Genomic DNA, 22366 nt, shown 5'->3' on the forward strand with positions numbered 1-22366 from the left:
CTGAAACCGCCAAGTCTCCGCCGCCCGGGCGCCGTGCCCCTCTCCGATCCACAAGAACCGGAAGGAACCTCCATCATGCCCGGCTCCAACCCGGCCACGATCACAACCACGCGGATCTGCCCGAACTGCGACGGCTTCGCCACCGCCGTCGTACCCGCCGGCATCCGCCACCGCGACGGCACCCGCGTCCTGCTCCGCGTCGACTGCGGCGCTTGCCACGGTGCCGGCACCGTGTCCCTCCGCCCACGTCTGACCACTGCGGATGTCGAGGTGGCCGCGTGAAGACTCTGACCACCTCGGCCCACATCGAGCCGGACACCCGCTACCGCGTCACCCCCTTCGCGGACCGCGCCTACCCCTTCGTCAGCCTCCGCATCGAGGGCGACTTCGTCGAGATCGCACTGCTCGCCACCCCCGGCGCCTCCGAGGCCCTGCGCAATCTCGCCGCGGCAGCCACCGAGGCAGCCGGCTTGCTGGATGTTCTGGACGACGACACGCCGGGGGTGGCCGAATGACCCACCGCAATCCCGTCGAGGTTCGCGCCCTGACCGTGTGGCAGCCGTGGGCGTCCGCCATTGCGTACGCCACCAAGCGGATCGAAAACCGGCGCTGGGCCACCGATTACCGCGGCTGGGTGCTCATCCACGCCGGCGTCACGATCGACCCCGCCGCCAGGTACGCGGTCATGGCCCGTCCCTTCCTGCACCGCCCGCAGCCGGCTGGCGCAGTCCTCGGCTGGGCTCGCCTGGACGACTGCCACGAAGACGACGGCATGTGCACCCTGTGGTCCGTCCCCGGGCATTGGCACTGGCACCTCACCGACGTCCGTCGCCTGCACCGCCCCGTGTCCTGGTCCGGTGCCCGCGGCCTGTGGACCCCCACCCCCGACCTCCTCGACCTGGTGCGGGAGGCGGCCCATGCCTGACCTCGGCCCGCGCGTACTGGACCTGTTCTCCTGCTCCGGCGGGGCTGGCTGGGGCTACCACCTGGCGGGCTACGCCGTGGACGGCTGCGACATCGCCGACCGCCCTCGCTACCCCTTCCCGTACCACCGCGGCGACGCGCTGCAGTACCTCGCCCACCTGATCGCCACCGGCGATATCGAGCGCTACACCCTCGTGCACGCCTCCCCGCCCTGCCAGGCCGGCTGCGCCCTCACTGTGGGCACCAACCGGTCCCAGGGCTGGGGCGGCATCCATGAAGACCTGGTGGCCCCCACCCGCGTCCTGCTCGATCGGACCGGCCTGCCGTACGTGATTGAGCAGCCCAACGGCAAGGCGGAGATCCGCAAGGACCTCACCCTGTGCGGCGAGATGTTCGGCCTCGGCGTGCTGCGGCACCGCAACTTCGAGCTCGGCCGCTGGGCCACGTCACGGCCGGTCCACCCCAAGCATCGCGGCTACGTGCGCGGCTGGCGTCACGGCATCTACCGTGACGGCCCCTACCTCGCCGCATACGGGGACGGCGGCGGCAAGGCCACCATCCCCGAGATGCAAGCCGCCATGGGCATCACCTGGACCCACGTTCACGAGGAGCTGACCGAGGCGATCCCGCCCGCCTACACCCGCTGGATCGGCATCGCATTCCTGACTGCCCGTCAGGAGGCGCTCGCATGACCGACACCGCCACCCTGACCGGCCTCGATCCGACCACCCTCGTCGACCTGCTGCGGGTGGCCTCCGCCCCCGACTTCGACCGCTGGCAACATCAGATCCACCGCACGGGCGGCTGCGCCGACCCCATTCACCTGCGCGGCTGGACGGTCCGCGTCGACAGGACCACCGGCGAGATCCTCCACCGCTACACCAGCCACGGAGAACCGGGCGGCCGGCTGCGCATCGCCTGTGGCAACCGCCGCGCCTCCCGCTGCCCCTCCTGCGCCTACACCTACGCCGGCGACACCTACCACCTCATCCGCGCTGGGCTCGCGGGGGACGACCGCCGGGACGTCCCCGCCACCGTTCGGGACCACCCTCGTGTATTCGCCACCCTCACCGCACCCTCGTTCGGCCCGGTCCACAACCGCCCCGACCACGGACACTGCGGCTGCGGCCGTCACCACCGCGAGGACGATCCCGCCCTTGGCACCGCCCTTGATCCGGACGCTTACGACTACGCCGGTGCGGTGCTGTTCAACAACCACGCCGGCGAGTTATGGCAGCGCTTCACCAACCGGCTCCGGCGCGAGATCGCCAAGCGCGCCGGCCTCACCCAGCGCGAACTCTCCGAAGCCTGCCGGGTCTCCTACGGCAAGGTCGCAGAGTTCCAGAAACGCGGCGCCATCCACTTCCACGCCGTGATCCGCCTCGACGGCCCCGACGGAGCCGACTCGGCACCGCCCTCCTGGGCCAGCGTCGACCTGCTCACTGATGCCATCCGGGCCGCCGTCCGGCACTCGTACACCAGTCTCCGCGTTCCCGCGATCGGCGACCAACCCGCCCGCACGCTCCGTTGGGGCCGAGAACTCGACATCCGCCCCGTGAAGGCCTTCGGTGACGGCTCCGACCTCACCGAACAGGCCGTGGCCTCCTACGTCGCCAAGTACGCGACCAAAGCCGCCGAGAACACCGGCACCCTCGACCGCCGCATCGGCGAACTCGCCGAACTCCACCGCCACGGCGTTCCTGACCACGCTCGCCGCCTGATCACCGCATGTTGGGACCTGGACGCGCTGTACCCGGACCGGCGGCTGTGGGCCTGGGCGCACATGCTCGGCTTCCGCGGCCACTTCTCTTCGAAGTCCCGCCGCTATTCCACCACTCTCGGCGCCCTCCGGCAGGTACGCGCTGACTACCGGGCCGCCCAGGAACGCGAAGCCCTCGGCCTGGACGATCGCGAGCCGGACACCGTCCTCGTCCTCGCCGACTGGCAGTACGCCGGCCACGGCCACACCCCCGGCGAATCGGTCCTCGCCGCGACCATCGCCCGCGACCTCCAGCTCAACCGCGAAACCGCCCGCGAAGCCCTACAAGACCAACTCCTCCAGGAAGGAGCGCTGACGTGAAAGACGAGTTGATGACCGTGCTGGAGGTCTGCACCGAACTCAAGGGCATCTCACGTCGGACCTTCTACCGCTGGCAGGAGCTCGGTCAGGCGCCGCAGGCCTTCAAGTTGCCCAACGGCGAATGGCGCGTGTGGCGCAGTGACTTCAACGCATGGCTGAATGCCCGAGAGAGGGCCGCGGCATGAGGTCCCTCGACGTAAAGGTCTGGGGCGTTCGAAAGAGGAACACCAAGAAGTCGTCCTATGACGTCAGATGGATCGTTGCTGGCAACGTGTTCTCCGATCAGTTTCGCACCAAGGGGCTTGCGGACCACTACCGTGCCAAGCTTCTCCGCGCAGCGCGGGACGGCGAAGAGTTCGACACGGTCACCGGGCTGCCCGACTCTATGATCGAAAAGGCTTCTTCGGCCACCTGGTACGCCTTCGCTCTGAAGTACCTCGCCATGAAGTGGCCGCACGCGGCGCCGAACACGCGCAACGGGATCAATGAGTCACTGACCGCCGTAACCATGGCCCTTCTCGACGATCGTCCGGGACGGCCGTCCGATGATCTGCTCAGGAAGGCACTGCGCAACTGGGCCTTTGTCCTGCCCGGTCCCGATGATCGCGAATTGCCGACCGAGATCGCGAACACCCTGCACTGGGTCGCAAAGGCTTCGCGCCCTCTGTCCGACCTTGGCGACGCTGCCATCGGTCGGGCGGTCCTGGACTCGCTCAAGCTGAAGCTCGACGGGACGGCGGCGGCCGCGGAGACAGTTCGGCGCAAGCGTCGGACGCTCGTCAACGCGCTGCACTACGCGGTGGATCTTGGGGAGTTCAAGGAGAACCCGATCACCGCCATTCGCTGGAAGAAGCCAAAGGTGGCCGGCGAAGTGGATCCTCGTGTGGTCGCCAATCCGGAGCAGGCTCGGTCGCTGTTGACCGCGGTCTCCTACATCGGTGGATACGGCCGGGCGCGTGGCCGTCGACTCGTCGGCCTGTTCGCCTGCATGTACTACGGCGCCTTACGCCCTGCTGAGGCAGTCGGCCTCACCAAAGCAGACCTGAAGCTGCCGGAAACCGGCTGGGGGACGGCCCTGCTGAACCGCACGCGCCCCAGTGTCGGCAAGCAATGGACGGACTCAGGCGAGACCCACGACGACCGCGGCCTGAAGAACAGGCCGGCCGAAGAGGTCCGGCTCGTGCCGATCCCGCCCCAGCTCGTCGCCATCCTTCGGCAACACCTCGACACTTTCGGCAGCCCGGAGGACGGGCGACTCTTCATGAACGAACGTGGGGGAGTGGTGGGCTCCTCGACCTACTACCGCGTGTGGCAGGAGGCTCGGGCACTGGCGCTCCCGCCCGCCGCGGTCGCCTCTCCGCTCGCCGCCCGGCCGTACGACCTCCGACACTCGGCCCTGTCGACCTGGCTCAACTCCGGGGTGGACCCGACCGAGGTGGCCGAACGCGCGGGCAACAGTGTTGAGGTCCTGCTGAGTCGCTACGCCAAATGCATCGACGGCCGACAGGAGATCGCCAACCGCAAGATCGAAGAGCTGTTGCGCGAGTACGAGTGAGAACACCCGCACATGCCTTGAGGCCCTTGGAACTGCAGGGGCCTCTTTGTTTGCGTACTGCCTCATGGCAGTGTGTGGCCGTGCGCTCCTCCGCTGATGATGTGCCGAGAGTCCTGGCCACATGTTGGCTGTACTGGATCGCTGTACCAACAGGTGATCAAGCAGGGGTCATGGAAATGATGGGGCTTGTCCAGCCTCGTCCCGTGACGTTCGCCGAAGCCGCGGAGATCATCGACGAAGACGGCCACGGAGGGGCGGAGGGCAATCCCGACGGGATGGCTCGGGTGTACGTCAGCCCAGAACTCGACGGGTGGACCTTGGTCATCGGCCCGTGGTGCGACCCGTGCGATGTTGAGCGCAGCGACGACGTGCTGCACCTGTGCAGGGACCTGAGCGCCCGCTACGGCCAGGCGCAGGCGTACTACTACGGGGCCCAGGGCGATGGTTCGGCCTGGCTCATTGCTCAGGACGGTGTCGTGCTGCGGCGCTACTGCGAGACGGGTGAAGGAGAGAACGCCTACTTGACGCTGGGGGAGCCCCTGCCTGTCGAACGGGCTCACCGAGAGCAACTCGGATTGCCGGTGGTATGGGACGAGGCGACGGAATCAGACGAGGACGAGGACGAGGACGAGTGGAAGTGGGCCGCGTTCGACCTCGCTCCCGAGATCGCTGCGGCTCTGGGTGTCAGTCCGTTGAAGCTGACAGCGGAAACGCGTGTTGAAGGTACTGGGGTCATCGCTCTCACCCCGAACACGACAGAGGTTCAAGCTGAGTCCTCGCGCTTGGACCATGAGGCCGGCCTGTCCACCTGATGGCCTTCCTGTGCCTTGGACTCGCCAGGCGCCGCCCCTGTCGAGGGTCCACGGGGCTTGGTCTTATCCGAGGCTGACCTGGGCAGACGCTCCAAGATCCTGTCCACAAATAGTCCACAGACCGTGTCCTAGGGCAGCTCAGTGCTGCATATGCCTGCACATACGCGAAGACCCCGGCCTCAGCATATTCGCTGGTGACGGGGTCTTTGGGCACCTCATAAGGGGTGCCCCCGGCAGGATTCGAACCTGCGCACACGGCTCCGGAGGCCGTTGCTCTATCCCCTGAGCTACGGGGGCGTGTCGGGCGCTTGACTTCTTGCTTGCGGCGACGGGTAGAACCCTAGCAGGTCTTCCGGGGTGATCAGGAACGGGTTTCCCGGGGTGGGTGTCCCGGTCGGGGTGGGGTGGGTTCGAGGGCAGGGTGGCCAGGGTCCCTCGCAGGGTTGGAAGTGGGGAAAACCCGGACGCGGTGGCCGGTCCGGACCTACTCTCGAGTTGTGCCAGGCGCATCGGGTCGGGTGCTTGTTGTGGACGACAACAAGGTCATCCGGCAGCTGATCAGGGTCAATCTCGAGCTGGAAGGGCTTGAGGTCGTGACCGCGGCCGATGGTGCCGAGTGTCTGGATGTGGTGCATCAGGTGCGGCCCGATGTCGTCACCCTCGATGTCGTCATGCCTCGCTTGGACGGACTCCGGACCGCCGCTCGGCTTCGGGCCGATCCGCGGACTCATGATCTTCCCCTCGCCATCATCAGCGCCTGTACCCAGTACGAGGTCGAGACCGGCCTCGACGTCGGCGTCGACGCCTTCCTCGCCAAGCCCTTCGAACCCGCGGAACTCGTTCGCCTCGTCAAGCACCTCATCGAGCGGCGGCCCGGGGGCAGGAGTGGAGAGCGAGGCGAAGGTGATGGGGAGAGCGAGGGGGAGATCGACGGGGACGGTGAGGGTGGTGGGGGGATCGGTGGAGGCGTTCGCGACGGGGGCACGGGTGGCGTTGCCGATGGGCTGGCGGGTGGCGTTGCCAGCGGCCTGACTGGTGGTGTGGCCGGCGGCGTGACTGGTGGTGTGCCCGGTGGTGTGGCCGGCAGTGTGACCGGTGGTGTGGTCGATGGGGTTTCCTTCGGCGGATAGCTTCAGCGAGCCCCGCCGAGTCCTATCGAGTTCCTCCGAGTCCCAGCTCGGGTTCCTGCGAGTCCCAGCGGGTTCCTGCGAGTCCCAGCTCGAGTCCCTCCAAGCCCCAGCTCGAGCCCCTCCAAGCCCCAGCCAACCTCGCCCGAATCCCCCGCAGCCAACCTCCCTCCCCACCCCACACGGCATAAACCAGCTCGCATACCCACCCCCCACCTCCCCTACGCTTGTCCCGTGACCCCCGTCGAGCTCTCCCGCACCGTGCTGCACGCAGTGCGTCGTGCCGTCGAGGAGGGGGAGCTGCATGTGTCCGTGCCGGAGCGGGTCGTCGTGACCGAGCCGGGGGCCGGGGGGTGTGGGGACTACGCCACCAACGTCGCGCTCCAGCTCGCCCGGGCGGCTCAGGAGACGCCTCTGCGGGTCGCCGAGATTCTGCGGCCGTATCTCGTCGGTGCCGAGGGGATCAGGGACGTCGTCGTCACCGGTCCCGGGTTTCTCAACATCAGCCTCGATGAGGAGGCCGACCTCGTCGCCGGAGTCGTACAGGACATCCGTGAGCGCGGGGGCGGGTACGGGCGCAGTGAGGCCCTCAAGGGGCAGGTTGTCGTCCTCCGGGTTCCGTACGACGTGCGCGCCGAGGTCGTCGCGGATGCGGTCGTGCGGATCGTCGGGACACAGGGCGGGCGGTGTGAGGTCGAGCACGGGGAGCCCGTGAATCTGCGGCCGGTTCCGGCGCCGGAGGATCCCGCGCCGCTCGGGGCCGACGCCGCTCAGTGGGCCCTGCTCCATCCCGCGCCGCACGACCGGCCCCGGATCACCGCCGACCATCTCGTGCAACGGGAGAGCAATCCGCTGTTCCGGGTGCGGTACGCGCATGCCCGGGTCCGGGCCGTCAGCCGTAACGCCGGTCGCCTCGGGTTCGGTGCCGAACCCGGTCCCGTCGAGGCCCGTGAGGTCCTTGCGGCCCTCTCCGACTACCCGCGTATCCTCACCGCGGCCGCCACCCATCGCGGCCCGGACCGGCTTGCCCGGCATCTCGTCACCGTCGCCGATGCCGTCCTGCCCTTTCTGCCCACCGTGCTTCCGCGCGGCGAGGAGAAACCCTCGGCCGCCCACCGTGCCCGGCTCGCCCTCGCCGAAGCCGCCGGGACGGTGCTGGCCGGCGGCCTGTCCCTGCTCGGCATCGACGCACCCGAACACCTCTGAGGGACTCAGAGCGACACGCATGAGCCCCGGAGCGAGACAGAGAGTCTGAGAGCCAACGTCATGAGTCGTTCCGCCCACCCTGCCGGGCCCCGCCACGCCGACGTCCTGTCCGACGGGCACTACTCCGCCCCGCCCGCCGACCTCAACGCCCTCGACCCCAAGGTGTGGGCCCAGACCGTCGGCCGGGACGAGGACGGTGTCCTCACCGTCGCCGGGATTCCCGCCACCCGGATCGCCGAGGAGTTCGGCACCCCCGCCTACATCCTCGACGAGGCCGACTTCCGCGGCCGGGCGCGCGCCTGGCGCACCGCCTTCGGCGCCGACGCCGACGTGTTCTACGCCGGGAAGGCGTTCCTCTCGCGTGCGGTCGTGCGGTGGCTGCACGAGGAGGGGCTCAACCTGGATGTCTGTTCGGGTGGGGAGCTGGCCACGGCCCTCTCCGGCGGCATGCCCGCCGAGCGCATCGCCTTCCACGGCAACAACAAGTCGGTCCGGGAGATCGAGCGGGCCATAGAGGCCGGCGTCGGGCGGATCGTGCTCGACTCCTTCCAGGAGATCGTGCGTGTCGCCCACATCGCCCAGTCGCTCGGCAAGCGGCAGAAGGTGCAGATCCGGATCACCGTGGGCGTGGAGGCGCACACCCACGAGTTCATCGCCACCGCTCACGAGGACCAGAAGTTCGGCATTCCGCTCGCGGGCGGGCAGGCCGCCGAGGCCGTGCGGCGGGCTCTGCAGCTGGACGGGCTCGAACTGATCGGCATTCACAGCCACATCGGGTCGCAGATCTTCGACATGTCCGGGTTCGAGGTCGCCGCCCACCGTGTGGTCGGGCTGCTGAAGGACATCCGGGACGAGCACGGGGTCGAGCTGCCCGAGATCGACCTCGGTGGCGGACTCGGTATCGCCTACACGAGTGACGACGATCCGCGTGAGCCGCACGAGATCGCCAAGGCGCTCACCGAGATCGTCACGCGGGAGTGCGAGGCGGCCAGGCTGCGGACGCCGCGGATCTCCGTCGAGCCGGGGCGCGCCATCGTGGGCCCGACCGCGTTCACGCTGTACGAGGTCGGCACGGTCAAGCCGCTCGACGGGCTGCGGACGTACGTCTCCGTCGACGGCGGCATGTCCGACAACATCCGCACCGCGCTGTACGACGCCGAGTACAGCGTCGCCCTCGTCTCGCGCACCACTGACGCCGAGCCCATGCTCGCCCGCGTCGTCGGCAAGCACTGCGAGAGCGGGGACATCGTGGTCAAGGACGCGTTCCTGCCCGCCGACCTGGCGCCGGGCGACCTCATCGCCGTACCCGCCACCGGCGCCTACTGCCGGTCCATGGCCAGCAACTACAACCACGTGCTCCGGCCGCCCGTCATCGCCGTGAAGGACGGCAGGGCCCGGGTCATCGTCCGGCGTGAGACGGAGGACGACCTCCTGCGGCTCGACGTCGGGTGACAAAGAAACAGAGACAAGGGGTGACGGGCCGGAGATTCTTCGGTCTGTTCGTCCCGGCAACATGAAATAGATGTCTCACGATCCGGACGAAGGGTAGAAACCGCCGTCCGGTGAGTGAGACTGGTCCAACCGTAGACGGTATGAGGAAACGAGGTCGGATGATGCGTACGCGTCCGCTGAAGGTGGCGCTGCTGGGCTGTGGAGTGGTCGGCTCAGAGGTGGCGCGCATCATGACGACGCACGCCGACGACCTCGCCGCCCGTATCGGGGCCCCCGTGGAGCTGGCGGGAGTCGCGGTACGGCGGCCCTCCAAGGTCCGTGAGGGCATTGCGCAGGAACTCGTCACCACCGACGCCACCGCCCTCGTCAAACGCGGTGACATCGACGTCGTGGTGGAGGTCATCGGCGGGATCGAGCCCGCCCGGGGCCTCATCACCGCCGCCTTCGAGCACGGGGCGTCCGTCGTCTCCGCGAACAAGGCCCTGCTCGCCCAGGACGGCGCCGCCCTGCACGCCGCCGCCGAGGCGCACGGCAAGGACCTCTACTACGAGGCCGCCGTCGCCGGTGCCATCCCGCTGATCCGGCCGCTGCGCGAGTCCCTCGCCGGCGACAAGATCAACCGGGTGATGGGCATCGTCAACGGGACGACCAACTTCATCCTCGACAAGATGGACACCACGGGGGCGGGCTACCAGGAGGCCCTCGACGAGGCCACCGCCCTGGGATACGCGGAGGCCGACCCGACCGCCGACGTCGAGGGGTTCGACGCCGCCGCCAAGGCCGCCATCCTCGCCGGCATCGCCTTCCACACCCGGGTGCGCCTGGACGACGTCTACCGCGAGGGCATGACCGAGGTCACCGCGGCCGACTTCCGCTCGGCCAAGGAGATGGGCTGCACCATCAAGCTGCTCGCCATCTGTGAGCGGTCCAAGGACGGGGCGTCCGTCACCGCGCGCGTGCACCCCGCCATGATTCCGCTGAGCCACCCGCTCGCCTCCGTACGCGGCGCGTACAACGCCGTCTTCGTGGAGTCCGACGCGGCCGGCCAGCTCATGTTCTACGGCCCCGGCGCGGGTGGTTCCCCGACCGCCTCCGCCGTGCTCGGCGACCTCGTCGCCGTCTGCCGCAACCGGCTCAACGGCGCAACGGGGCCCGGTGAGTCGGCGTACGCGGCCCTGCCCGTCTCGCCCATGGGCGAGGTCGTCACCCGGTACCACATCAGCCTCGACGTCGCGGACAAACCGGGTGTTCTCGCCCAGGTCGCGACCGTCTTCGCCGAGCACGGGGTGTCGATCGATACGGTTCGGCAGCAGGGCAAGGACGGCGAGGCCTCCCTCGTCGTCGTCACCCACCGGGCGTCCGACGCCTCCCTCACCGGGACCGTCGAGGCGCTGCGCAAGCTCGACACCGTGCGGGGTGTCGCCAGCATCATGCGGGTTGAAGGAGAGTAACCAGCAATGACTCACCAGTGGCGCGGCATCATCGAGGAGTACCGGGACAGGCTGCCGGTCTCCGACACCACGCCGGTCGTGACGCTCCGCGAGGGCGGCACGCCTCTCGTGCCCGCTCAGGTGCTCTCCGAGCGCACGGGCTGTGAGGTCCACCTCAAGGTGGAGGGGGCCAACCCCACCGGGTCCTTCAAGGACCGCGGCATGACCATGGCCATCTCCAAGGCGAAGGAGGAGGGGGCGAAGGCGGTCATCTGCGCCTCCACCGGCAACACCTCCGCCTCCGCCGCGGCCTACGCGGTCCGCGCGGGCATGGTCTCCGCCGTGCTCGTGCCGCAGGGCAAGATCGCGCTCGGCAAGATGGGCCAGGCCCTCGTGCACGGCGCGAAGATCCTCCAGGTCGACGGAAACTTCGACGACTGCCTCACGCTCGCCCGCGAGCTGAGCGAGAACTACCCTGTGGCGCTGGTCAATTCGGTCAATCCGGTGCGCATCGAGGGTCAGAAGACGGCTGCCTTCGAGATCGTGGACATGCTGGGCGACGCCCCCGACATCCACGTCCTCCCGGTAGGCAACGCGGGCAACATCACCGCCTACTGGAAGGGCTACAAGGAGTACGCCGCCGACGGCATCGCCTCCAAGACCCCGCGCATGTGGGGTTTCCAGGCCTCCGGCAGTGCCCCGATCGTGCGCGGCGAGGTCGTCAAGGACCCGTCGACCATCGCCACCGCGATCCGCATCGGCAACCCCGCCTCCTGGCAGTACGCCCTTGCCGCCCGGGACGAGTCCGGCGGCGCCATCGACGAGGTGACGGACCGTGAAATCCTGCGCGCCTACCGGCTGTTGGCCGCGCAGGAGGGTGTCTTCGTGGAGCCCGCCTCCGCCGCCTCGGTGGCCGGTCTGCTCAAGGCCGCCGAGCAGGGCAAGGTCGACCCGGGACAGCGCATCGTGTGCACCGTCACCGGCAACGGTCTGAAGGACCCCGACTGGGCCGTCGCCGGCGCTCCGCAGCCGGTCACCGTCCCGGTCGACGCGGCCACCGCGGCCGAGCGCCTCGGCCTGGCCTGAAACCGGCCTGAGCAGGGGTAACCCGCGTCAGGGTGCACAGGGGGCTTACGACACGCATCGTGCGCCTCCTGTGCGCCCTATGTCGCGGCAGAACCTTCCTTCGATAGGCTGTACTGAACCCGCCTACCGCATATGCCCCTGCGTGTGGGCACGGGGTCGCGCCGTCACCGCGCCCCGAAGGGTCTTCGTACGTCATCGAATGTCCATCGAATCCATCGGGTGACATTCGACTCCATCGGATGTCTTTCGACAGTCACGCAGCTCAAGGAGAGTCTTCGAGCGATGGCCGGTCCAGCGTTCCGCGCCGCCGCCGTCCGGGTGCGCGTTCCCGCCACCAGCGCCAATCTCGGTCCGGGCTTCGACGCCCTGGGCCTCGCGCTGGGGCTGTACGACGACGTCGTCGTCCGGGTGGCCGACTCCGGGCTGCACATCGACATTGCGGGTGAGGGCAGCGAGACCCTGCCCCGGGACGAGAGTCACCTGCTCGTCCGTTCCCTGCGCACCGCCTTCGATCTGCTGGGCGGACAGCCCCGCGGTCTGGAAATCGTCTGCGCCAACCGCATTCCGCACGGACGCGGCCTGGGCTCCTCGTCCGCCGCCATCTGTGCCGGCATCGTCGCCGCCCGCGCGGTGACCATAGGCGGTGAGGCCCGGCTCGACGACGCCGCGCTGCTGGAGCTGGCCACCGAGATCGAGGGCCATCCGGACAACGTGGCGGCCTGCCTGCTCGGCGGTTTCACCCTGTCCTGGATGGAGGCCGGCGCCGCCCGGGCGATCAGGATGGAGCCGAACGATTCCATCGTTCCGGTGGTTTTCGTGCCCGGGAAGCCGGTCCTGACCGAGACCGCGCGCGGCCTGCTCCCGCGCACCGTGCCGCATGTCGACGCCGCCACCAACGCGGGCCGTGCCGCCCTGCTCGTCGAGGCCCTCACCCGGCGCCCCGAGCTGCTGCTGCCCGCCACCGAGGACCGCCTCCACCAGGAGTACCGCGCCCCGGCCATGCCGGAGAGCGCCGCGCTGGTGGAGCGGCTGCGGGGCGACGGGATCCCGGCCGTCATCTCGGGCGCCGGGCCCACCGTCATGGCCCTCGCCGACGTCGGCACCGCCGACAAGGTGGAAGCCCTGGCCGGCAACGACTGGGCCGCCAACCGGCTGAGCCTGGACATGCAGGGAGCGAGCGTGCTGCCGCTTGCGACCTGACACACGGTTGCCGGATTTGGAGAGGGGGAATGTTTGTTGGATCCGGTAGTGTTAACCTCAAGTCTGCACCCGACCCCACCATGGCGAGGTGCTTCGTGTCCCCGTCCGGGACAGACCTTCTTCCGGGAGCCTCCCAAGCCACTCCGTGTTCCATGTGTCGTACCTGGGCAGTACGTCGTATGCGCGCACTGAGCGAGCCGCCGGGCACGCTTCGGAATCGGTGCTACCACGCCACGTGACACTGGGTGCCACGGTTCGCGGAAGCGCCATCACCTGCAAATCTCTTCCGCCGCGTTGGCGGACCACCGCCCCGGCACGGTTCACAGAGACAGGACCGTAGCCGGACAGCACAACCGGTCGCCGAGCCAGACAGGCCGACGTCCGCTCCAGGGAAGGACCCTTCGTGAGCGACACCACCGATCTGATGGGCGCACGTGTCGAGGAGACCGCTGCCGCGCCCGCCACGGACGCCTCCGCGCCTGCCACCGGTGCCGGCTCCCGGCGGCGCCGTGGTACCGGCCTCGAGGGCATGGTGCTGGCCGAGCTGCAGCAGGTCGCCTCGGGCCTCGGTATCAGGGGCACCGCGCGTATGCGCAAGAGCCAGCTGATCGAGGTCATCAAGGAGGCCCAGGCCGGTGGGGGCGCCGCCCCCAAGGCCGAGGCCGCCACCGAGACCAAGCCGAAGCGCCGCGCCACCTCGAAGGCCCGGACGGGCGAGGACGCCGCCGAGAAGAAGGCGTCGAAGTCCGCGGCGGCCCCCGCCGAGAAGGCCGTGGCCCAGCAGCAGATCGAGATTCCCGGGCAGCCGGCCGGGGGCACCTCCCGCGATGGGGGTACCTCCCGCGCGAGCGCAGCCGAGCGTGGGGGAGAAGCCGAGCGTGCGGCGGACGAGGCCCCGACCGAGCGCCGTCGCCGTCGTGCCACCGCCGAGGCGGGCGCCCCGGCCGCGAGCAGCGCCGAGACCGTCGTCGCCGAGGCGAAGGCCGAGCCCAAGGCCGAGACGCCCGCGCAGCAGGGCGAGGCCAAGGGTGACGCCGGTGAGGGCGACGGCCGCGGCCGTCGCGACCGCCGTGAGCGTGGCCGGGACCGGGACCGGGACCGCCGGGGCAAGGGCGACGACCAGCAGGGCCAGGGCGGCCAGCGCCAGCAGCAGCAGGGCCAGCAGCAGGGCGGCGGCGGTCGCCCGGAGCGCGGCCAGCAGCGGGCCGATGAGGACGGGGACGACTTCGAGGGCGGCCGCCGTGGCCGTCGTGGCCGCTACCGCGACCGCCGTGGCCGCCGTGGCCGCGACGAGTTCGCCGGCAACGAGCCGCAGCTCGCCGAGGACGACGTCCTGATCCCCGTCGCGGGCATCCTCGACATCCTCGACAACTACGCCTTCATCCGTACGTCGGGCTACCTGCCGGGTCCGAACGACGTGTACGTCTCCCTCGCCCAGGTCCGCAAGAACGGTCTGCGCAAGGGTGACCACGTCACCGGTGCGGTCCGTCAGCCCAAGGAGGGCGAGCGCCGCGAGAAGTTCAACGCGCTGGTCCGTCTCGACTCCGTCAACGGCATGGCGCCCGAACACGGCCGCGGCCGCCCGGAGTTCAACAAGCTGACCCCGCTCTACCCGCAGGACCGGCTCCGCCTGGAGACCGACCCGGGCGTGCTGACCACCCGCATCATCGACCTCGTGTCGCCGATCGGTAAGGGCCAGCGCGGTCTGATCGTGGCCCCGCCGAAGACCGGCAAGACCATGATCATGCAGGCGATCGCCAACGCGATCACGCACAACAACCCCGAGTGCCACCTGATGGTCGTCCTGGTCGACGAGCGTCCGGAAGAGGTCACCGACATGCAGCGGTCGGTCAAGGGCGAGGTCATCTCCTCGACCTTCGACCGTCCGGCCGAGGACCACACCACGGTCGCCGAGCTCGCGATCGAGCGCGCCAAGCGTCTGGTGGAGCTGGGCCACGACGTCGTCGTGCTGCTCGACTCGATCACGCGTCTGGGCCGTGCGTACAACCTGGCCGCGCCGGCCTCCGGCCGCATCCTGTCCGGTGGTGTCGACTCGACGGCTCTGTACCCGCCGAAGCGGTTCTTCGGTGCGGCGCGGAACATCGAGGACGGCGGCTCGCTGACCATCCTCGCCACCGCCCTGGTGGACACCGGGTCCCGCATGGACGAGGTGATCTTCGAGGAGTTCAAGGGCACCGGCAACATGGAGCTCAAGCTCGACCGGAAGCTCGCCGACAAGCGCATCTTCCCGGCGGTGGACGTGGACGCGTCCGGCACCCGTAAGGAAGAGATCCTGCTCGGCAACGAGGAGCTGGCGGTCGTCTGGAAGCTGCGCCGTGTGCTGCACGCGCTGGACCAGCAGCAGGCCATCGAGCTGCTCCTCGACAAGATGAAGCAGACCAAGTCGAACGTCGAGTTCCTGATGCAGATTCAGAAGACGACGCCGACGCCTGGTAACGGCGACTAGTCGACGCACCCCTCAGGGAGTCAGGGCCGCCCCTCGTCCGTATGTGACGGGGGGCGGCCCTTTGGCGCTGAGAGGTATGGAGCGCACCATGCGCCCCTCCCTGCTCACCTCTCCCTGGGGGGACCTCCTTGCCCACGCCCCTGTCCGGGCGGCACAGACGCCGTACACGCCTTGCTCTGCCCCTTGCCGCTGTCGGTGTCGCCGGTGCCGTGGCCGCCGCGCTGTTGACGGGGTCCGCCGGTGCGGCCACCGCGCTGCCGAAGCCGACTGCCCAGCCCGTCGTCAGCCAGCCCTCCCAGGCCACTCTGGAGAAGCGCATCGCGGGTGCCTCCGCAGGCGACACGTCCACGACGAGCAGCAGCCCGTCCGCCGTCTCGCCGAAGATCATCGGCGGCACCGACACCACCATCTCTTCGGCGCCCTGGATGGCCCAGCTCTGGTACTACGACGACAAGGGCACCAGCGACACCAGCGACGACGACGGCTTCTTCTGCGGGGGCACGGTCGTCTCGCCGACGAAGATCCTCACCGCGGCGCACTGCGTCTGGGACGAGGAGAACGACAAACCCTACGACTGGAAGGCCTACGGGGCGGTCGTCACCGGCACCGACCAGCTGGCCTCGGGCACCGACCTGCACGGCGGCCAGGCCACCGGCGTCCTGCGTCAGTGGAACCACGGGTCGTACAAGCCGGCGACGATCGACAACGACATCGCCGTGCTCACCCTGGCCGTCCCGGTCAGCGCCACGCCGATCCGCATGACCACGTCCGGCGACACCGCCTCCTACGCCGCCGGCACCAGTGCCCAGGTCTACGGCTGGGGCCGCACCAGCTCCACCAGCGACGACATCTCCCCGACGCTGAAGACGACCCCGCTGACCATCCACGCCGACAGCACCTGCAGCGGTGTCTACGCCGGCTTCGTCGCGGGACACATGGTCTGCGCGGGCACGCAGTCCGGCAGCGACACCGGTACCAAGGCGACCTGCAACGGCGACTCCGGCGGCCCGCTGATCGTGAAGGATGCGGCGGGCAGCCCCCGGATCGTCGGCGTCGTCTCCTGGGGCGTGGCGGACTGCGTCGAGAAGGGTTACTACAGCGTCTTCAGCAAGGTCTCCACGTACGTCGGAGCTGTCTACCCGCACATCGACGACAGCAACATGAGCTACGACGACGGCAAGGCCGACCTCTTCGTACGCAACTCCTCCACGAAGACCGGCTACGAGAAAGACTCCACGGGAAGCTCGTTCGGCTCCCGGATCTCCCTGGGCGACTGGAGCGGGGTGAACCTGGTCCTCCAGGCCGATCTCGACCGGGACGGCTACCAGGACTTCGTCTACCGGGTCAGCTCCACCGGTGACGTGTACTGGGACCACATCGTGCTCAGCAGCGACCGCACCCAGGGCACCTGGACCACGACGAAGATCTTCAGCGGCTGGACGACCCGCACCCGGATCATCGCGCCCGGTGACCTCACCGGCGACTACCTGCCCGACATCCTGTCCGTCGACTCCGGCGGCACGCTCTGGCTCTACCCGGGCAAGGGCCACGGCACCTTCGGCTCGCGGGTGAGCGTCGGCACGGGGTGGAACCAGTACAACATGGTGCGCGGGCACGGCGACTTCACCGGTGACGGCAAGGCCGACCTGCTCGCCCGCAAGAGCAGCACCGGCGACCTGTACCTGTACAAGGGGACCGGGAAGTCGGGCTCCGGCGCCTTCTCCGCCCGGATCGAGGTGCGCAGCGCCTGGACCGGATACAACGCCTTCGACGCGGTGGGCGACGTGAGCGGGGACGGCAAGGCCGACTTCCTGGCGCGCACCTCCGGCGGCACGCTCTACCTGTACAAGGGCACCGGCAAGGCGACCAGCGAGATCTTTGCCACACGTGTCTCGGTTGGCACCGGTTTCCAGCAGTACGACCTCTGGGGCTGAATCCGCAGGTGAGTCGAGCTCACCCGAGGTGACACAGTCACGCAGAGTGCCCATCGCCGAACGCGATGGGCACTTTGCGTTGTGCAACCCTTGCCCGAGTTCCTCCGTCTGACCAGACAGAGCGACGATGGTGTGATGGACGAGACCTAGGAGTGACGTGTCCGCCGAGAGCACGCCGGAGCCCGGCATACCGGGGCTGGGCGAGACCGGATCCCGCCGTGGCAGGGGCAGCCGCCGCAAGACCCGCAGCACCCGCCGGAAGGCCCTGCTCGTGACGGCCTGGACGGCCGCCGGTGTGGTCGTGCTGGGCGGTACCGGCGTCGGGTACGTCTACTTCAAGCTCAACGGCAACATCAAGAGCGTCGACATCAACCAGGCTCTCGGCGCCGACCGGCCGATGAAGATCGACAACGGCTCCGAGAACATCCTGGTCCTCGGCTCGGACTCCCGCTCCGGCTCCAACAAGAAGCTCGGCGGCGGCACCGACGACGGCAGCGCCCGCTCCGACACGGCGATGATCGTCCACGTCTACAAGGGCCACAAGAAGGCCGGCGTGGTCTCCATACCGCGTGACACCCTCATCGACCGCCCCGAGTGCACCGACACCAACGGCACCACGCATCCGGCCGCGTCCGGCGTGATGTTCAACGAGGCGTACTCCACCGGCGGTGCGGCCTGCACCGTCAAGACCGTCGAGTCGCTCACCGGCATCCGCATGGACCACTACCTCGAGGTCGACTTCGCCGGCTTCCAGAAGCTCATCGACGACCTCGGCGGGGTCCCGGTCACCACGACCAAGAGCATCGACGACCCGCAGAGCCACCTGAAGCTCAAGGCCGGCACCCACACCCTCGACGGGGAGCAGGCGCTCGGTCTGGTCCGCACCCGGCACGGCGTCGGCGACGGCTCCGACCTCGGCCGCATCCAGCTCCAGCAGGCGTTCGTCAAGGCACTGATGGACCAGGTCAAGCACGTCGGCGTGTTCAGCGACCCGACGAAGCTGTACAACCTCGCCGACACCGCCACCAAGGCCGTCACCACCGACTCCGACCTCGGCTCGGTCAACACCCTCGCGGACTTCGCGAACGGCCTCAAGGGCATCAGCTCGTCCCGCACGAAGATGGTCACGATGCCCGTCCAGTACGACCCGGCCAACCTCAACCGGGTCCTGGTGGCGAAGGCCAAGGCCCAGCTGGTCTGGGACGCCCTGCAGCACGACCGGCCGATCCCGGCATCGGCGACCAAGGGAACGGCCACGGGCGAAGCCAAGGGTGTGGTGACTCCCTGAGCCCGCTCACCCCCGGGGAATAGACGACGACGCCCCCCGGTTTTGGGGGATGGCGCCAGTCCTGGCAGACTGGTACGTCGGCTCCGGTTCACGCTTTCGCAGCCCGCGACAGCGACCCGGCGCCCTCCCGAAATCTAGGAGACACCTTGAAGCGCGACATCCACCCCGCGTACGTCGAGACGCAGGTCAGCTGCACCTGCGGCGCGTCGTTCACCACCCGTAGCACCATCGAGTCCGGCACCATCCGGGCCGAGGTCTGCTCCGAGTGCCACCCGTTCTACACGGGCAAGCAGAAGATCCTCGACACCGGTGGCCGTGTGGCCCGCTTCGAGGCCCGCTTCGGCAAGGCTGCCGCCGGCTCCAAGAAGTAGCGAGCCCCAATTCGCCGGTCCACGGTCGCGCCCTCACCGGGGTGTGCCCGGGACCGGCGTTTTTGGTCGCCCGCCACCCCTCCCCCCGCAGTACAGGAGCCGAAAGATGTTCGAGGCCGTCGAGGAACTCGTCGCCGAGCACGCCGATCTGGAGAAGAAGCTCGCCGATCCGTCGGTCCACTCCGACCAGGCGAACGCGCGCAAGCTGAACAAGCGCTACGCCGAGCTGACCCCGATCGTCGCCACGTACCGCTCCTGGAAGCAGACCGGCGACGACATGGAGACCGCGCGCGAGCTCGCCGCCGACGATCCTGACTTCGCCGCAGAGGTCAAGGAGCTGGACAAGCAGCGCGACGAGCTGACCGAGAAGCTGCGCTTCCTGCTCATCCCGCGCGACCCGAATGACGACAAGGACGTGATTCTGGAGATCAAGGCCGGCGCCGGCGGCGACGAGTCCGCGCTGTTCGCCGGAGACCTGCTGCGCATGTACCTGCGCTACGCCGAGCGCGTCGGCTGGAAGACCGAGGTCATCGACGCCACCGAGTCGGAGCTGGGCGGCTACAAGGACGTCCAGGTCGCCGTGAAGGCCCGTGGGCAGCTCGAGCCCGGCCAGGGCGTGTGGGCGCGGCTGAAGTACGAGGGCGGTGTGCACCGCGTGCAGCGCGTGCCGGCCACCGAGTCGCAGGGCCGTATCCACACCTCCGCCGCCGGTGTGCTCGTCACCCCCGAGGCCGAGGAGGTCGACGTCGAGATCAACCCGAACGACCTTCGGATCGACGTGTACCGGTCCTCCGGCCCCGGCGGCCAGTCCGTCAACACCACCGACTCCGCCGTGCGCATCACGCACATCCCGACCGGAGTCGTCGCCTCCTGCCAGAACGAGAAGAGCCAGCTCCAGAACAAGGAGCAGGCGATGCGTATCCTGCGCTCCAGGCTGCTCGCCGCGGCGCAGGAGGAGGCCGAGCGGGAGGCCGCGGACGCCCGCCGCAGCCAGGTCCGCACCGTCGACCGCTCCGAGAAGATCCGCACCTACAACTTCCCGGAGAACCGCATCTCCGACCACCGCGTCGGATTCAAGGCGTACAACCTGGACCAGGTCCTGGACGGCGACCTCGACGCGATGATCCAGGCCTGCGTCGACGCCGACTCGGCGGCGAAGCTGGCAGCTGCATAAGGCACGTACGAGTTACCCGGAGGACTTGCGTGAACCTGCTGCTCGCGGAGGTGGCCCAGGCCGCCCAGCGGCTGGCCGACGCCGGCGTGCCCTCGCCGCGCAACGACGCGGAGGAGCTCGCCGCGTTCGTGCACGGCGTGAAGCGGGGCGCGTTGCACTCCGTGAAGGACTCCGACTTCGACGCCCGCTACTGGGAGGTCATCGCCCGGCGTGAGCAGCGCGAGCCGCTGCAGCACATCACCGGGCGGGCCTACTTCCGGTACCTGGAGCTCCAGGTCGGCCCGGGCGTCTTCGTGCCCCGGCCGGAGACCGAGTCCGTGGTCGGCTGGGCCATAGACGCCGTGCGCGCCATGGACGTCGTCGAGCCCTGCATCGTCGACCTGTGCACCGGCTCGGGCGCCATCGCGCTCGCCCTCGCCCAGGAGGTCCCGCGCTCGCGCGTGCACGCCGTGGAGCTGTCCGACGACGCCCTGGTGTGGACGCGCAAGAACGTGGCCGGGTCCAGGGTCGACCTGCGCCAGGGCGACGCCCTGGACGCCTTCCGCGACCTCGACGGACAGGTCGACCTGGTCATCTCCAACCCGCCGTACATCCCGCTCACCGAGTGGGAGTACGTGGCACCGGAGGCCCGCGACTACGACCCGGAGCTGGCGCTGTTCTCCGGCGAGGACGGCCTGGACCTCATCCGGGGCCTCGAACGCACCGCGCACCGGCTGCTGCGCCCCGGCGGTGTCGTCGTCATCGAGCACGCCGACACCCAGGGCGGCCAGGTGCCGTGGATCTTCACCGAGGAGCGGGGCTGGGCCGACGCGGCCGACCACCCCGACCTCAACAACCGCCCCCGGTTCGCGACCGCCCGCCGGGCGCTGCCGTGACCACCCCGACGACTTCCAGCCCGCAGTACGTGTACGAGGAGGCCCGCTAGACATGGCACGGCGATACGACACCAACGACGCGACCGACCGCGTGACGGGTCTGCGTGAAGCCGCGTCCGCGGTCCGCCGGGGCGAGCTGGTGGTGCTCCCGACCGACACGGTGTACGGCATCGGCGCCGACGCGTTCTCCTCCGAGGCCGTCGCCGACCTGCTCGCCGCCAAGGGCCGGGGCCGCAACATGCCCACCCCTGTCCTCATCGGCTCCCCGAACACCCTGCACGGCCTGGTCACGGACTTCTCCGAGCTGGCCTGGGAACTGGTCGACGCGTTCTGGCCGGGTGCCCTCACGCTGGTCGCCCGGCACCAGCCGTCCCTGCAGTGGGACCTCGGCGACACCCGTGGCACGGTCGCCGTCCGCATGCCGCTGCACCCGGTCGCCATCGAGCTGCTCACCGAGGTCGGCCCCATGGCCGTGTCCTCGGCGAACCTCACCGGCCACCCGGCGCCGGAGGACTGCGACGCCGCCCAGAACATGCTCGGCGACTCCGTCTCCGTCTACCTCGACGGCGGCCCCACCCCGGGCAACGTGCCCTCGTCCATCGTGGACGTCACCGGTCCGGTTCCGGTGCTGCTGCGCGAGGGCGCGATCTCCCCGGACGAGCTGCGGAAGGTCGTACCCGACCTCGAGGTGGCGAATTGACGGCCCCTGAGGCGGGGCGTGGCATAGGCAACGGGGAACGTGAGGCGGAACAGACGACGACGTTCGGGTTTCCGCGCGACACCTTCCGCATCCTCCACGTCAGCACCGGCAACGTGTGCCGCTCGCCGATCACCGAGCGGCTGACCCGCCATTTCGTGGCGGAGCGGCTCGGCGTACTCGGCGGCGGGCTGATCGTGGAGAGCGCGGGCACCTGGGGCCACGAGGGCGCGCCCATGGAGGCCAACGCGGAGACCGTGCTGGCCGAGTACGGCGCGGACGCCTCCGGCTTCGTCGGCAGGGAGCTGCTCGACGAGCACGTCATCACGTCCGACCTGGTGCTGACGGCCACACGGGACCACCGGGCACAGGTGATCTCGATGGGGCACTCGGCGGGGCTGCGGACGTTCACGCTGAAGGAGTTCACCCGTCTGGTCCGTGCGATAGATCCGGCCACACTGCCGCCGCTGGAGGACGGCGTGGTCGCGCGGGCGCGGGCGCTGGTCCGTGCGGCCGCGGCTCTACGCGGGTGGCTGCTGGCCCCCACCGCCGAGGCGGACGAGGTGTACGACCCGTACGGGGCGCCGCTGCCGTTCTTCCGGTCGATCGGGGACGAGATACATGAGGCGCTGGATCCTGTGGTCACGGCGCTGACGGGCCTGCCGGCGCGGATGTAGGCGACTCCCGG

At 69.5% G+C, this 22366-nt stretch carries 21 protein-coding genes, 1 tRNA gene and 1 pseudogene; 22 read left to right on the forward strand and 1 reads right to left on the reverse strand.

What is annotated here, in order from left to right; genetic code table 11:
• The first annotated feature begins 75 nt into the window (after positions 1-75).
• The 8 genes from ACIF83_RS14980 (at position 76) to ACIF83_RS15015 (ending at position 5371) form a co-directional block, all read left to right on the forward strand.
• The gene (locus tag ACIF83_RS14980; protein WP_399726911.1) at positions 76-282 is read left to right on the forward strand and encodes a hypothetical protein; all 207 of its coding nucleotides are present in this window, start codon (positions 76-78) and stop codon (positions 280-282) included.
• Positions 279-515, forward strand: a complete 237-nt coding sequence (locus tag ACIF83_RS14985; protein WP_399726914.1) for a hypothetical protein — start codon at positions 279-281, stop codon at positions 513-515. Before ACIF83_RS14980 ends, ACIF83_RS14985 begins: the two co-directional genes overlap by 4 nt.
• Entirely contained in the window at positions 512-925 is a 414-nt protein-coding gene (locus ACIF83_RS14990; RefSeq protein WP_399726917.1) for a hypothetical protein, read from the forward strand. Before ACIF83_RS14985 ends, ACIF83_RS14990 begins: the two co-directional genes overlap by 4 nt.
• Positions 918-1616 carry a DNA methylase gene (locus tag ACIF83_RS14995; protein WP_399726920.1) on the forward strand — a complete coding sequence of 233 codons (699 nt, stop codon included), beginning with the start codon at positions 918-920 and terminating at the stop codon, positions 1614-1616. Before ACIF83_RS14990 ends, ACIF83_RS14995 begins: the two co-directional genes overlap by 8 nt.
• The gene (gene repSA, locus ACIF83_RS15000) at positions 1613-3004 is read left to right on the forward strand and encodes a replication initiator protein RepSA (protein WP_399726923.1); all 1392 of its coding nucleotides are present in this window, start codon (positions 1613-1615) and stop codon (positions 3002-3004) included. The genes ACIF83_RS14995 and repSA overlap by 4 nt, the downstream gene beginning before the upstream one ends.
• 11 nt (positions 3005-3015) lie before the next feature.
• A complete protein-coding gene (locus tag ACIF83_RS15005; RefSeq protein ID WP_399727175.1) occupies positions 3016-3189 on the forward strand; it encodes a helix-turn-helix transcriptional regulator in 174 nt (57 codons plus the stop codon).
• The gene (locus ACIF83_RS15010; RefSeq protein ID WP_399726926.1) at positions 3186-4559 is read left to right on the forward strand and encodes a tyrosine-type recombinase/integrase; all 1374 of its coding nucleotides are present in this window, start codon (positions 3186-3188) and stop codon (positions 4557-4559) included. Before ACIF83_RS15005 ends, ACIF83_RS15010 begins: the two co-directional genes overlap by 4 nt.
• 203 nt (positions 4560-4762) lie before the next feature.
• The gene (locus ACIF83_RS15015; RefSeq protein ID WP_399726929.1) at positions 4763-5371 is read left to right on the forward strand and encodes a hypothetical protein; all 609 of its coding nucleotides are present in this window, start codon (positions 4763-4765) and stop codon (positions 5369-5371) included.
• A 225-nt stretch (positions 5372-5596) separates the two neighbouring features.
• Here the strand turns inward: ACIF83_RS15015 and ACIF83_RS15020 are convergent.
• Positions 5597-5668: transfer RNA gene (locus ACIF83_RS15020), tRNA-Arg, on the reverse strand.
• A gap of 152 nt (positions 5669-5820) precedes the next feature.
• On the opposite strand from ACIF83_RS15020, the pseudogene ACIF83_RS15025 reads away from it, so the two are divergent.
• From ACIF83_RS15025 to ACIF83_RS15090, 14 genes and pseudogenes are all read left to right on the forward strand, one after another.
• Positions 5821-6336: pseudogene (locus ACIF83_RS15025) on the forward strand (response regulator); the annotation flags it as partial.
• A 396-nt stretch (positions 6337-6732) separates the two neighbouring features.
• Positions 6733-7704: an ArgS-related anticodon-binding protein NrtL gene (nrtL, locus tag ACIF83_RS15030; RefSeq protein WP_393469356.1), complete on the forward strand. Its 972-nt coding sequence runs from the start codon at positions 6733-6735 to the stop codon at positions 7702-7704.
• Positions 7705-7764: 60 nt separating this feature from the next.
• Positions 7765-9156, forward strand: coding sequence for a diaminopimelate decarboxylase (gene lysA, locus ACIF83_RS15035; RefSeq protein WP_393469360.1), 1392 nt, complete (start codon positions 7765-7767; stop codon positions 9154-9156).
• A 158-nt stretch (positions 9157-9314) separates the two neighbouring features.
• Positions 9315-10607 (forward strand): homoserine dehydrogenase, encoded by a 1293-nt coding sequence (locus ACIF83_RS15040; RefSeq protein WP_393469363.1) that lies wholly within the window; start codon positions 9315-9317, stop codon positions 10605-10607.
• Between the two features lie 6 nt (positions 10608-10613).
• Positions 10614-11672 (forward strand): threonine synthase, encoded by a 1059-nt coding sequence (gene thrC / locus ACIF83_RS15045; protein WP_393469366.1) that lies wholly within the window; start codon positions 10614-10616, stop codon positions 11670-11672.
• 282 nt (positions 11673-11954) lie between these two features.
• The gene (gene thrB, locus ACIF83_RS15050; protein ID WP_393469369.1) at positions 11955-12872 is read left to right on the forward strand and encodes a homoserine kinase; all 918 of its coding nucleotides are present in this window, start codon (positions 11955-11957) and stop codon (positions 12870-12872) included.
• Positions 12873-13275: 403 nt separating this feature from the next.
• Positions 13276-15339, forward strand: coding sequence for a transcription termination factor Rho (rho, locus tag ACIF83_RS15055; RefSeq protein WP_393469372.1), 2064 nt, complete (start codon positions 13276-13278; stop codon positions 15337-15339).
• Between the two features lie 209 nt (positions 15340-15548).
• Entirely contained in the window at positions 15549-17273 is a 1725-nt protein-coding gene (locus tag ACIF83_RS15060; protein WP_399726934.1) for a trypsin-like serine protease, read from the forward strand.
• A 157-nt stretch (positions 17274-17430) separates the two neighbouring features.
• A complete protein-coding gene (locus ACIF83_RS15065; protein WP_393469377.1) occupies positions 17431-18561 on the forward strand; it encodes an LCP family protein in 1131 nt (376 codons plus the stop codon).
• Positions 18562-18707: 146 nt separating this feature from the next.
• On the forward strand, positions 18708-18932 hold the full coding sequence (rpmE, locus tag ACIF83_RS15070) for a 50S ribosomal protein L31 (RefSeq protein WP_014675000.1): 225 nt from the start codon (positions 18708-18710) through the stop codon (positions 18930-18932).
• A gap of 106 nt (positions 18933-19038) precedes the next feature.
• Positions 19039-20106 (forward strand): peptide chain release factor 1, encoded by a 1068-nt coding sequence (gene prfA, locus ACIF83_RS15075; RefSeq protein ID WP_399726939.1) that lies wholly within the window; start codon positions 19039-19041, stop codon positions 20104-20106.
• A 29-nt stretch (positions 20107-20135) separates the two neighbouring features.
• A complete protein-coding gene (prmC, locus tag ACIF83_RS15080) occupies positions 20136-20981 on the forward strand; it encodes a peptide chain release factor N(5)-glutamine methyltransferase (protein WP_145883688.1) in 846 nt (281 codons plus the stop codon).
• A 52-nt stretch (positions 20982-21033) separates the two neighbouring features.
• Positions 21034-21681 carry an L-threonylcarbamoyladenylate synthase gene (locus ACIF83_RS15085; RefSeq protein WP_097252410.1) on the forward strand — a complete coding sequence of 216 codons (648 nt, stop codon included), beginning with the start codon at positions 21034-21036 and terminating at the stop codon, positions 21679-21681.
• Positions 21678-22355 carry a protein-tyrosine-phosphatase gene (locus tag ACIF83_RS15090; RefSeq protein WP_393469385.1) on the forward strand — a complete coding sequence of 226 codons (678 nt, stop codon included), beginning with the start codon at positions 21678-21680 and terminating at the stop codon, positions 22353-22355. Before ACIF83_RS15085 ends, ACIF83_RS15090 begins: the two co-directional genes overlap by 4 nt.
• Positions 22356-22366 lie beyond the last annotated feature (11 nt).

The sequence above is a fragment of the Streptomyces sp. NPDC085866 genome (assembly GCF_044541035.1).
Taxonomy (GTDB): Bacteria; Actinomycetota; Actinomycetes; order Streptomycetales; family Streptomycetaceae; genus Streptomyces.

Excerpts from the sequence above, each read along its gene's own strand:
- ACIF83_RS15085 (WP_097252410.1), top strand. The coding sequence starts at position 21,034 with ATGGCACGGCGATACGACACCAACGACGCGACCGACCGCGTGACGGGT.
- ACIF83_RS14990 (WP_399726917.1), top strand. The coding sequence starts at position 512 with ATGACCCACCGCAATCCCGTCGAGGTTCGCGCCCTGACCGTGTGGCAG.
- prfA (WP_399726939.1), top strand. The coding sequence starts at position 19,039 with ATGTTCGAGGCCGTCGAGGAACTCGTCGCCGAGCACGCCGATCTGGAG.
- repSA (WP_399726923.1), top strand. The coding sequence starts at position 1,613 with ATGACCGACACCGCCACCCTGACCGGCCTCGATCCGACCACCCTCGTC.
- ACIF83_RS15040 (WP_393469363.1), top strand. The coding sequence starts at position 9,315 with ATGATGCGTACGCGTCCGCTGAAGGTGGCGCTGCTGGGCTGTGGAGTG.
- ACIF83_RS14995 (WP_399726920.1), top strand. The coding sequence starts at position 918 with ATGCCTGACCTCGGCCCGCGCGTACTGGACCTGTTCTCCTGCTCCGGC.
- lysA (WP_393469360.1), top strand. The coding sequence starts at position 7,765 with ATGAGTCGTTCCGCCCACCCTGCCGGGCCCCGCCACGCCGACGTCCTG.
- thrB (WP_393469369.1), top strand. The coding sequence starts at position 11,955 with ATGGCCGGTCCAGCGTTCCGCGCCGCCGCCGTCCGGGTGCGCGTTCCC.
- ACIF83_RS15010 (WP_399726926.1), top strand. The coding sequence starts at position 3,186 with ATGAGGTCCCTCGACGTAAAGGTCTGGGGCGTTCGAAAGAGGAACACC.
- ACIF83_RS14980 (WP_399726911.1), top strand. The coding sequence starts at position 76 with ATGCCCGGCTCCAACCCGGCCACGATCACAACCACGCGGATCTGCCCG.
- ACIF83_RS15005 (WP_399727175.1), top strand. The coding sequence starts at position 3,016 with ATGACCGTGCTGGAGGTCTGCACCGAACTCAAGGGCATCTCACGTCGG.
- thrC (WP_393469366.1), top strand. The coding sequence starts at position 10,614 with ATGACTCACCAGTGGCGCGGCATCATCGAGGAGTACCGGGACAGGCTG.